The organism is Streptomyces sp. NPDC043685 (assembly GCF_056436585.1).
The window spans coordinates 709,620-719,505 of the sequence record NZ_JBWKCH010000006.1 but is presented as its reverse complement, the minus strand read 5'-3'; the positions used below and the strand labels follow the sequence as shown (position 1 = coordinate 719,505).

Below are 9,886 nucleotides of genomic sequence, written 5' to 3'. Positions count from 1 at the left end.
CCGCCTCCGACCCCGACGGCCCGCCGCTGACCGCGAGCGCGCTCATCACCGCCCACGAGGCCCGGCACGGCGTCCTGGCGGCCGACCAGCCACTGAACCCGGACGAGGCATGGGAGTACGAGGGCGGCGCCTCCGCGGTGTCAGCGGCCGTTCCCCAGCAGACCGGTCCGCCCGGCCGGGCCGGCCGACCGATCACCGGTTCGTGAGGTGGCCGCCATGAACGCCTTCCTGACAGCCGCCGCCTTCGTGGTCCTCATCGCAGCGGCGGCGTACGTGATCCACCGGCTCAACCTCCAGCACGCCGACAGAATCGCCGCGCACCATTACAGCGCCCCCCGGCCCGGCCGCCGCGGCCGCGGTACGCCTCCGCCCCCGGTGGGGCCGGAGCGGTTCGAGTCACCGGCCGCCGGTGAACGACCGGACCACCGCGACGGAGGCCGCGTCCGCGCCGCGCCGCCGCCGTAGCCGTCCACTCACCGCGGGTGACCAGCCGGTTTCTCCCCCGGCCGCGCGCACGTACCGTCGGCTCGGCTCGTACCGTGCGCCTGGGAACGTACACCCGGGCTTTGGACCCTGCGAGGAGCGGCCGGGCCCCATAGGCCGAGGCGGTTGAACCGAGGCGTCATGACACTTCCGCGGCTGAACATCTACCGGCACGACCGAGGCAGGCGGGCACTGATCACCCTGGCCGGTGAGATCGACCCGGCCACCGCGCCCCAGGTGCGCGCCGCTCTGGAGCGGTGCCTGCATGACGGCATGACCACCATCGATGTCGATCTGACCACCGTCGACCGCTGCGACAGCAGCGGCCTGCGGGTCTTCCTCGACGCGTCACGGCATGCCGCCGAGACCCACGCGTCCCTGCGGCTGCACTACCCGTCCCCGCAGACCGCACGACTGCTCGGGACCATGGGCTCCGATCTTGTGTTCTGATCATGTGCGACAGCCGCTTTCTTGCGGTAACCTCCCGACGCACCTCGGCGACTCGTCCTGCGGTATCCCGCCCCGGTGCCCGCCGCACGGAAGTGGTCACGCGTGGCGTCCCCACGAGGAATGCCCGGACGCAGACTGGCTTCGCCGATCACTGCCGCCAGTCTCCCCGAACCCGTCGCCGGTCATCACGGATCCGCTCCTGCCGGTCCCGGCGGCGAACGAAGTCACCCGGCTCGAAATCACCCTCGAGGAACCGCCCGACCCCGAGTCCGACGACGCCCAGCCCCAGCACCAACAGGAAAGCCCAGAAGTCACCGAAATACGCGGCGAAACCCAGCGCCATCCCTGCCATCAGGCCCACCACAGTCCTGCTCATCACGCGCTCCTTCACTCAAGCGGACTGCGCCGCCCCGGCTACTGGATCCGCTGCCGCTCTTCCCCCTCGTCCTCCTCATCGGGGAGCTTCACATCGCTGACCATGATGTTGACTTCCACGACTTCAAGCCCCGCCATCCGCTCCACCGCGGAGATCACGTTCTCCCGCACCTCACCGGCCACGTCCGTGATGGAGACGCCGTAGTCGACGACGATCTCCAGATCGATGGCCGCCTGCTTCTCTCCGACCTCGACACTGACCCCACGCGTGGCGGACCTGCCACTGCCGCCACCGGGCATCCGCTCCCGCATGGATCCCATCGAGCGCGTGAATCCACTGCCCAGGGCATAGACGCCGCGCACTTCGCGAACGGCCATTCCGGCGATCTTCTCCACCACCACATCGGCGATGGTCGTCCGGCCGCGAGAGCCGGGCGCACCGCCATACCCTGCGCCGGTGTTCTCAGTCATCAGGACATTCCTCCCTCCAGAGGAGGCCACCTCACACCTTTGTTCAGACTATATTCCCATTAGTAGCTTTTGTTTGAGAGGAGGTATATAAGACGAGATGACCGAATGAGTGGCACATGCGTCCCTGCCCAGAGTCCTCGCGGACACTCCGGGCGCAGTTGCGGCAGGAAGAGGGCTCGGGATCGAAGCCGCCGGAACAGGATCCATGTGGGGCCCGTCCGGGAACTGGCGAACGTCTCGGCTGGGTGTTCCGGGCGTCGCCCGCCTCACCGCCGTGCCGGGAAGCCGTCCGGCCAAGATGGAGGACCATGACGATCCACCCGGCCGCCGCATCGAGGTCCAGCTCGCGGTCGCCCGTGGCCACCATCCGCTGGAAGTCGCCCGCGCCGTCCGGGCCGTCGTAGCCGAGGCAGCCACCACCGACCATTCCGGCCCGGTCACCGCCGCCGTCCCCATCACAGAAACCGGGCCTGGCCAGGCGTCAACGGCAGCTCGACGCGTGGGGCCTCATCCGGTCCCGCCTCTCCGGCCTCCCCTGGGCGCAGGTCAACCACAGCGCTGCCTGGCCGAACGCACAGAGACCCCTCGGTCCTGCCATTTCTACTGTTGGCGCCTCAGCACTCTCCGGATCAGCAGGAAGGCCGCAACGGCGATCAGGGCAATCCCGATGAGGATCACGAGGACCCCGACGCCGACCAGGACCGTCCCAAGCAGGATGAGAAGCGCCCCGATGATGAGAAGAAACATCGCGAGAACGGTCACGGTCGCCTCCTGTCCCCCCTCCGACTCTGACCCTTTCCGACCCTCGATCGCAAACACATCAGGGCAAATACCTCAATGTCCCTCCGCAGGCAGTGCCCGCCTGCCGGGTTCCGACCCCTTCACGCGCCGGCCTCGGTTCTGCCGGGGAAGGGCTCCGGTGAGGATGTGCAGGAGAGGGTGAGCGCGCGGCCCGGGCCCCGTGCGCCGTGCGCCGTGCTGGGACCAACGCGGCGGCCGGCATGACGAGTTCGGCCACTTCCTACGGCATCGTGGCCGGTCAGCGATGGTGTACCGGCTCGGCGGGAAAACCTCTGGATATAGTGCAGGCGTTTCGGATCACCGGCGGCGGCCCGGAGTCGGTCGACCTCGCGCTCATCGACGTCGGCGACCCCGGAGGGCCCCCGGTGACCACATCACTGAGGAGGCCGGCATGGAACCCGTCACGCTGATCACCGGTGGCTCGACCGGAATCGGCGCCGCCACCGCCCGCGCCCTGCTCGAACAGGGCCACCGCGTGGCCGTCACCGGACGGGACGCGGACAAGCTGGCCGCCTTCGCCGCTTCTGCCGGAGCGGGCGGGCGACTGCTGACGATCACGGGCGACGCCGCCGACGAGCACGACGTCGCGTCCGCCGTGCGCAACGTCGTGGACGCGTGGGGCCGGCTGGACCACGTCATCGCCAACGCCGGTTTCTCGCTGCCCGGCAACCTGGAGAGCCACGCCCCCGAGGACATGCGCGCCATGGTCCTCACCAACGTCCTGGGCCCGGCCCTGCTCGTGCGGGAGACGCTGCCGCACGTCCGGGAGTCCAAGGGCCGGATCGTGATCATCGGTTCGGTCGCCGGGGTGCGCAACACGCCCGGCAACCTGTATTCGGTCACCAAGTGGGCCGCGCACGCGCTGGCCGAGAACACCCGGCTGCTGGTCGGCAAGGACGGGGTCGGCGTGACCGTCATCGCCCCCGGGGTGGTGGACACCCCGTTCTGGGACGAGCGCGGCGGCACCCCCGAGGCGGCACCGTCGATGACCCCCGAGCAGATCGCGGACACGATCGTCTTCGCCCTCGGCCAGCCCGCGGGCGTGGACATCAACCACATCACCCTGCGGCCGGCCGGACAGCTCGGCTGACGCCGCGCTCCCGGCAACCGTACGAAAAGGCTCCCCCGGCCCCCGCCGCGTACCAGCGGTGCGGGCCGGGGGAGCCTTTCGGTGTCCGCGTGGACGCGCGGCGTCAGGCGGAGACGTGGGCACACCCGGGGACGACCACCCCGGACCGCTCGAAGCCGGCCACGGTGGGTGCCCCCATCAGGGCCATGACCTCCTCGAACTCGCCCATGAGCAGCCGCAGGACATCCGCGACGCCCTGCGCGCCGGAGTGGGCGAGCCCCCAGAGGGCCGGGCGTCCGATCATCACCGCGTCCGCGCCCAGGCACAGGGCCTTGGCCATGTCGGCGCCGTGCCGTACCCCGCCGTCGAGGACCACCGCGCACCGCCCGGCGACGGCGTCCACGATCTCGGGGAGGGCGTCGAGGGCGCTGTGGGAGAAGTCCAGCTGGCGGCCGCCGTGGTTGGAGACGACCAGCCCCGAGACGCCGTGCTTGACGGCCAGTTCGGCGTCCTCACCGGTGAGGACGCCCTTCAGCACCACGGGCAGGGAGGTCACTTCGCGCAGCCAGGCGAGGTCCTCCCAGGTGATCGAGGCGTCGAACTGCTCCTTCGAGTGCCGGGCGATGGCCGACTCCCCGTCCCGGCCGCCGTGCGAGGCGGCCATCACGTCGTGCGCCACATTGACCGCCCGGATGCCCGGGGGCACCGCGAATCCGTTGGCGGCGTCACGGGGACGGAACGCCACCCTGGGCGCGTCGACGGTGAGGACCAGCGCGCGGAAACCGGCGGCCTCGGCCCGGTGGATCAGGTCCACCAGGAGGTCACGGCGCTTGAGCCAGTACAGCTGCAACCACAGCGGGCCGGTGGCCGCGGCGGCGATGTCCTCCAGCGTCCGGCTCGCGAACATGCTGACCGTGAACAGGGCACCGGCCTCACCCGCGGCCCTCGCCGTCCCCACCTCGCCTTCCGGATGGGCGAGTCGGTGGTACGCCATGGGGGCGATGCCCAGGGGGGCGGCGAGGTCCGCCCCGAGCAGCTCGGTGCGGGGGTCGCAGTGGGAGACGTCGACGAGACAGCGCGGCCGCAGCCGGATCCGGTCCAGGGCCTCCCGTCCGGCCGTCAGCATCGACTCGGTGCCGCTGCCGCCCTCGAAGAAGTCCCACACCGGCCGCGGCAGCCGCTCCTTGGCCGCTGCCTCGTACTCGCGCAACGCCAGCACCACATCTTCTCCGTTCGCCGTACTGGTCAAGGGGTGCGGGACACCGGCCGTCAGGCGGCGGTACCGGTGCTCCGCGCGGTGATGAAGGCGGCCAGCCGGGCCATGCCCTCGATGATGGCCTCCGGGCTCTGCGCGCTGCACGACAGGCGCAGTTGGTGGGTGCCGCCGCCGTCCAGGTGGAAGTCGCTCATCGGAGTCCACAGCACGCCGTAGGTACGCGCGGACAGCTCCAGGGCCTTGTGATCGGCGGCGAAGGGCACGGTGACGACGGTGAAGAAACCGCCGTCCGGACGGTTCCAGGAGATGCCGAGCCCGGCCCGGCGCTCCGCGGGGAAGTGCCGCTCCAGCTCGTCGAGGAGGGTGTCCATGTTCCTGCGGTAGTACGCGATGGCCCCGGCGTTCGCCTCGCGCAGCCGGCAGCCGCTCTCGATGAGCAGTCCGCCGATGACGGCCTGGCTGACGGCCGAGGTGTTGACGGTGGTCATGCTTTTGATCTTGGACAGCTCGTCGGCGAGCAGCGAGCGCCGGCCGCCCGGGCCGATGACCTCCTGGTCGGCGATGACGTAGCCCACCCGGGCTCCGGGCAGGGCCGTCTTGGCGAAGGAGCCCAGGTGCACCACGCGCCGGCCCGTGTCGAGGGCCTTGAGCGTGGGGCGGGCCGGGCCCGTCCGTACGAAGAAGCCGTAGGGGTCGTCCTCCAGGACGAGCAGATCCTCCTCCTGGGCCACGCGCAGCAGGCGCTCGCGGTCCGGGACGCTCATGCTGGTGCCGGAGGGGTTGGCGAAGTCCGGGACGACGTAGAAGGCCCGAGGGCGTTCACCGGCTTCCCTGGCGGCGCGCACGGCCGCCGCCACGGCCTCCGGGTCAGGACCGGCCGGGCCCTCGGGCACGGGCCGCACGCGGATGCCCAGGAGCCGGGCCACACCGGTGATGCCCACGTAGCACGGCGAGCTGACCAGAAGCGTGTCCTCGCCGGCGGCGAAGAGCGCCCGCAGGACGAGGAGCATGCCCTCCTGGCAGCCGGTCGTCACCACGACGGCTTCCGGGGGCACCTCGATCCCTTCGTCGTTGGCGACCGTCCGGGCGATCAGCTCGTGGATGATCCCGTTGGTGCGGCCGTACTGGAACAGCTGGGTCCGCACCTGGTCGCCCGACCAGCCCAGGGTGTCCTGCAGGTGGCTGGTGTACGTGCGCAGGTGGCGCGTGAGGTCCTCGGGCTCGAAGTCGCCCTCGGTGGGCCGGCCCGGCGCGAAGGAGATGGCCTGGGGGAAGCGGCCGACGACCTCGTTGAGGAAGTTCATGGCGTCGAGGACCGGGTCGCTGAGCGATCCGTGCAGCTCGTCGAGCGCCAGGGCCTGCGGGGACGGCTTGGCGGCTGGTGTCACCGCTCAGACTCCTCTCGGCGCGGCCGCGTAGGCCGTGCTCAGGGTGGGGGCCGTGGTGCGTGCGGGGATCCGGGCCCGGCCCTGGACACCGCGGACCAGGGCCGTGGTGAGCCGGTCCGTGTGGAGGCGCCGCTGCTCCGGCTCGTCGGCGGTGCCCAGGCCGTGCAGGGCGTCGACCACCTGGTGCAGGTCCCGGGCGAAACCGGAGAGGACGTCGGCGACGGCCACGGCGTTGGAGCCGAGGATGTCGGTCCACAGGTCGGCGCCGCCCGCGGCGAGGCGGGTGATGTCCTGCAGTCCCTGTCCGGCGAGCCCGAGCTGGGACGGGTCGCCGTGCAGTAACTGCCCCGCGATCAGGCTCGACACCAGGTGCGGGGCGTGCGAGGTGAGCGCCACCGCGCGGTCGTGCTCGGCGTGGGCCATCACGATGGGCCGGCCGCCGCACAACTCGGCCAGGTGCCGGGCGCGGTCGACGGTCTGCGCCCGGGTGTGCACGGAGGGGGTGAGCACCCAGGGCCGTCCGTGGAACAGATCGTCCCGGGCGGCGAGCGGGCCGGACTGCTCCCGGCCGCCCATGGGGTGCCCGCCGACGAAGCGGGTCAGGTCGCAGCCGGCCTGGTCCGCTTCCCGCTGGGGCAGTTCCTTGATGCTGGCGGCGTCCGTGAAGTCGTGGGCGAGGTGCCGCAGTTGGTGTTCCTTCAGGGCCGTCGCGACGTGCCGCGGAGGCACGGCGATGATCGCCAGATCGACCGGGCCACGAGGTGTTGCTGCGATGCCGGCCCCGAGGTCCTCGGCGGTGCGCGCCGTTTCCGGGTTCGCGTCGATCAGGTAGGTGGTCACGCCCCGGCCCCGAAGGGCCAGGGCGATCGAAGTACCGATCAGGCCGGTTCCGACCACTGCGGCACTTCGCATCAGTGGTGGCTCCACAGGAGGGGCAGGTACTCGGGGTCGCTGTAGTCGGGGGTGCCTTCGACGGTGCGCCGCACGAGCATGTCGTGGTTGTAGTGCACCTGGGTGCCGTCGGAGCGGAAGAAGTCGCGGTAGCGGTTCTCGCCGTCCTGGAGGTGGAAGGAGATGGCACGGCGCGGGCGGTCGCTGACGTTCGCACCGCTGCCGTGGTAGGTGCGGCAGTGGTGGAAGTTGACGTGGCCCTTGGGAATGAAGACCGGGATCTTCTTGACCTCGACCCCGTTGTAGGCCGCGTTGTCCTCCAGCATCTGGTCCAGCTCGGAGCGGTCGCGCTCGGCGAAGTGCAGGGAGGTGGTGTCGTTGTCGGCCGTCTCCTTCCACAGGTGGCTGCCGTCGACCATCGTGATGGTGCCCATCTCCTCACCGCAGTCGTGGAAGGGGATGAACGCGGTCAGCATCCGCTCGGAGGTGGAGGTGGACCAGTAGTGGCGGTCGAAGTGCCAGGGCACGATGTTCGACTGCTCCTGCGCCACCGGGGGCTTGTAGATGAGCGTCGACTGGAACACCCGGATCTGCTCGGCCTCGGCCAGGCGCGCGGCGACGGCGCCCAGCAGCGGCTTGCGCAGGATGCGGCCTATGGTGTCGTCCTCGTAGTGGATGTAGTCGTTGTGCCGCTGGACGTCGCCCTTGTCCGGCTCCCAGTAGGCCAGCTTGGGCGGGCGCACCGGCAGGGTGCGGTCGCGGTGGCCGGCGTAGAAGCGCTCGCTGGCGGCCTCCAGCTGATCGATCTCCTCGTCGGTGAACAGCTTCTTCGACAGGTACCAGCCGTGCTCGGCGTAGAAGACGACGTCCTCGTCGGTCGGGAGCAGCGCGCGCTCCTCGTCGGTGAGGGTGAACTTCTGGGTGTCCTCGATGGTCATGTGCTTCCTCACAGGTGCGTGGTGCGGTGCGGGGACGGCGCGCCGAGGCGCGTCAGGAGACGGCCTTCTCGCGGGCGACCGCTTCGTAGAGCGCCTTGATGTTGCCGCTGCCGAAGGTGCGGGCACCGTGCCGGTCGATGACCTCCCAGAAGTACGTCTTCCGTACGTGCTGGGACTGGGTGAAGATCTGGAACACCTGGCCCCAGTGGTCCTCGTCGATCAGGACGTTGGTCCGGCGCAGGTCCTCGACCTGAAGGTTCGAGCGCTCGAAGCGCTCCTGGAGCTGTTCGTAGTACGAGCCCGGTGTCTGCAGGAAGTTGACGCCCCGCTTCTCCAGGGTCTGCACGGTGCCCACGATGTCGTCGCAGAGCAGCGCCAGGTGCTGCACGCCGGCGCCGCCGTGGCGGGCCAGGAAGGTGTCGATCTGGCCGGGCTCACGGTCGGTGACCGGCTCGATCAGGGTGAAGGTCACCTTGCCGGAGGGGCTCTGGACGACCTTGGAGTCCATGGCCTGGGTGCCGACCTCGATGAACTCCTCGAAGATCTGCGAGAAGCCGAAGACCTTCTCGTAGAACTCGACCGTGGGGCGCAGCAGGCCTGCGGGCAGGCAGATCGCCGCGTGGTCCACGGTGCTGAGCAGTTCCTCGCCCGCCTCGGGGTCGGCGGCGATGATGTCCATCACGCCGGGCAGGAACTGCTCGCGGTCGCCGGTGCGCTGGACGAACCGGTGGGTCACGTCGCCGAAGCCCAGGACCGTGGCGGTGACCACCTCGGTGCCGTCCTTGCTGTGGACGGTGGGCTGTTCGACGGCGGTGGCGCCCCGCTCGACGGCCAGCTCGAAGGCCTTGGCGGCGTCGCTGACCTCGAAGGCGATGTTGGCGACACCGTCACCGTGCTGCATCACGTAGGACGCGGCCGGGTGGGAGGCGTTGAGGGCGGAGGTGAGGACCACCTCGATGCCGCCCTGGCGCAGCAGCAGCGAGCGGTAGTCGGCCTGCCCGGTCTCGGGGCCGGCCTGGCCGCAGATCCGGAAGCCGAAAGCGGTGCAGAGGTAGAACGCGGACTGCTGGGCATCTCCGACGTAGAACTCGACGTGGTCTACGGCCCCGATATCCATGCAAAACCCTTCTGTTTTCCTGTTCGAGCAGGAGAAAGTCGAGATGTTCTCGGGAGTGGCGAGCGGGGGAATCGAGAGATTCGGCCCCGAATATCTCGCTAGAGAGTGGAGAACTCGTTCAGCGGCGACCAGGCACCGTAGTCGCCCCGACGGTAAAGAAGTGGCTCACGGGGGAAGATCGCAGCACCTTCCACCCGGCCAATGACAAGCCAATGATCGCTCACTTCGATCGCATTTTCAACCCTGCATTCCGCAAGACCGAGTGCGACATCGAAAAGCAGCGGCGCACCTTCGGCAATAGCCGAGGGCCGCCATTCGACATGCGCGAACTTGTCCGTGGCCTTGCTCGCGAAGACCTGCGAGGCCTCGCGCCCGGACGAGGAGAGGAAGTTCACCGCGAACGCCTGCGACGAAAGGATCGCCGGCAGTGTGCGGGACTCCTTGCCGACCGAGACCAGCAGCATCGACGCCGCAGCCGACACGGAACAGACGGCGTTGCTGGTGAAACCGTACGGCTCACCCTTTCCGTCCGTCGCCGTCACGATGGCGATCGGGGTCGGGAACGAGCCAAAGAGTTCACTGAAGCGTGCCAAACCGACGTCCATCAAGTCCCTTCGCGGAACAACTCGTGAATCTGTTTTCGGGCAGGCCGAAGAAACCAACGGCCCGTGTTGGTGTTTTTGTATG

At 69.7% G+C, this 9,886-nt stretch carries 12 protein-coding genes and 1 pseudogene; 4 read left to right on the top strand and 9 right to left on the bottom strand.

Going from position 1 to position 9,886, the window contains the following annotated elements:
* The 3 genes and pseudogenes from AC0665_RS23115 to AC0665_RS23105 all read left to right on the top strand — a co-directional run.
* Window positions 1-206: pseudogene (locus tag AC0665_RS23115) on the top strand (DUF5994 family protein); the annotation flags it as partial.
* Window positions 207-216: 10 nt separating this feature from the next.
* Window positions 217-465, top strand: a complete 249-nt coding sequence (locus AC0665_RS23110; protein WP_478705704.1) for a hypothetical protein — start codon at window positions 217-219, stop codon at window positions 463-465.
* A gap of 159 nt (window positions 466-624) precedes the next feature.
* Window positions 625-933 carry an STAS domain-containing protein gene (locus AC0665_RS23105; protein WP_478603695.1) on the top strand — a complete coding sequence of 103 codons (309 nt, stop codon included), beginning with the start codon at window positions 625-627 and terminating at the stop codon, window positions 931-933.
* A gap of 148 nt (window positions 934-1,081) precedes the next feature.
* Here the strand turns inward: AC0665_RS23105 and AC0665_RS23100 are convergent, their stop codons facing one another.
* The 3 genes from AC0665_RS23100 to AC0665_RS23090 all read right to left on the bottom strand — a co-directional run bounded on the left by AC0665_RS23100 (window position 1,082) and on the right by AC0665_RS23090 (window position 2,541).
* Window positions 1,082-1,309 (bottom strand): hypothetical protein, encoded by a 228-nt coding sequence (locus tag AC0665_RS23100; protein ID WP_468411500.1) that lies wholly within the window; start codon window positions 1,307-1,309, stop codon window positions 1,082-1,084.
* 38 nt (window positions 1,310-1,347) lie between these two features.
* Window positions 1,348-1,779 (bottom strand): Asp23/Gls24 family envelope stress response protein, encoded by a 432-nt coding sequence (locus AC0665_RS23095; protein ID WP_478603700.1) that lies wholly within the window; start codon window positions 1,777-1,779, stop codon window positions 1,348-1,350.
* Window positions 1,780-2,379: 600 nt separating this feature from the next.
* Complete coding sequence (locus AC0665_RS23090) at window positions 2,380-2,541, bottom strand: hypothetical protein (protein WP_468632015.1); 162 nt, start codon at window positions 2,539-2,541, stop codon at window positions 2,380-2,382.
* A gap of 430 nt (window positions 2,542-2,971) precedes the next feature.
* Here AC0665_RS23090 and AC0665_RS23085 point away from each other — a divergent pair, with 430 nt between their 5' ends.
* Complete coding sequence (locus tag AC0665_RS23085) at window positions 2,972-3,670, top strand: SDR family oxidoreductase (RefSeq protein WP_468632013.1); 699 nt, start codon at window positions 2,972-2,974, stop codon at window positions 3,668-3,670.
* Window positions 3,671-3,773: 103 nt separating this feature from the next.
* On the opposite strand, the gene AC0665_RS23080 is transcribed toward AC0665_RS23085, so the two are convergent.
* The 6 genes from AC0665_RS23080 to AC0665_RS23055 form a co-directional block, all read right to left on the bottom strand.
* A complete protein-coding gene (locus AC0665_RS23080; protein WP_478705703.1) occupies window positions 3,774-4,898 on the bottom strand; it encodes an alpha-hydroxy acid oxidase in 1,125 nt (374 codons plus the stop codon).
* A 20-nt stretch (window positions 4,899-4,918) separates the two neighbouring features.
* On the bottom strand, window positions 4,919-6,253 hold the full coding sequence (locus AC0665_RS23075; RefSeq protein WP_478705702.1) for an aminotransferase-like domain-containing protein: 1,335 nt from the start codon (window positions 6,251-6,253) through the stop codon (window positions 4,919-4,921).
* Window positions 6,254-6,256: 3 nt separating this feature from the next.
* Window positions 6,257-7,165, bottom strand: coding sequence for a prephenate dehydrogenase (locus AC0665_RS23070; RefSeq protein WP_478705701.1), 909 nt, complete (start codon window positions 7,163-7,165; stop codon window positions 6,257-6,259).
* Window positions 7,165-8,082 (bottom strand): phytanoyl-CoA dioxygenase family protein, encoded by a 918-nt coding sequence (locus tag AC0665_RS23065; protein WP_468632006.1) that lies wholly within the window; start codon window positions 8,080-8,082, stop codon window positions 7,165-7,167. Before AC0665_RS23065 ends, AC0665_RS23070 begins: the two co-directional genes overlap by 1 nt.
* A gap of 52 nt (window positions 8,083-8,134) precedes the next feature.
* Window positions 8,135-9,199, bottom strand: a complete 1,065-nt coding sequence (gene hppD / locus AC0665_RS23060) for a 4-hydroxyphenylpyruvate dioxygenase (RefSeq protein WP_468403388.1) — start codon at window positions 9,197-9,199, stop codon at window positions 8,135-8,137.
* Window positions 9,200-9,297: 98 nt separating this feature from the next.
* A complete protein-coding gene (locus tag AC0665_RS23055) occupies window positions 9,298-9,804 on the bottom strand; it encodes a flavin reductase family protein (RefSeq protein ID WP_478705700.1) in 507 nt (168 codons plus the stop codon).
* Window positions 9,805-9,886: the final 82 nt, after the last annotated feature.

What these genes read in the sequence shown, in the direction of transcription:
- AC0665_RS23100 (WP_468411500.1), bottom strand. Translation starts at nt 1,309, where the DNA reads ATGAGCAGGACTGTGGTGGGCCTGATGGCAGGGATGGCGCTGGGTTTC.
- AC0665_RS23110 (WP_478705704.1), top strand. Translation starts at nt 217, where the DNA reads ATGAACGCCTTCCTGACAGCCGCCGCCTTCGTGGTCCTCATCGCAGCG.
- hppD (WP_468403388.1), bottom strand. Translation starts at nt 9,199, where the DNA reads ATGGATATCGGGGCCGTAGACCACGTCGAGTTCTACGTCGGAGATGCC.
- AC0665_RS23065 (WP_468632006.1), bottom strand. Translation starts at nt 8,082, where the DNA reads ATGACCATCGAGGACACCCAGAAGTTCACCCTCACCGACGAGGAGCGC.
- AC0665_RS23085 (WP_468632013.1), top strand. Translation starts at nt 2,972, where the DNA reads ATGGAACCCGTCACGCTGATCACCGGTGGCTCGACCGGAATCGGCGCC.
- AC0665_RS23095 (WP_478603700.1), bottom strand. Translation starts at nt 1,779, where the DNA reads ATGACTGAGAACACCGGCGCAGGGTATGGCGGTGCGCCCGGCTCTCGC.
- AC0665_RS23105 (WP_478603695.1), top strand. Translation starts at nt 625, where the DNA reads ATGACACTTCCGCGGCTGAACATCTACCGGCACGACCGAGGCAGGCGG.
- AC0665_RS23070 (WP_478705701.1), bottom strand. Translation starts at nt 7,165, where the DNA reads ATGCGAAGTGCCGCAGTGGTCGGAACCGGCCTGATCGGTACTTCGATC.
- AC0665_RS23055 (WP_478705700.1), bottom strand. Translation starts at nt 9,804, where the DNA reads ATGGACGTCGGTTTGGCACGCTTCAGTGAACTCTTTGGCTCGTTCCCG.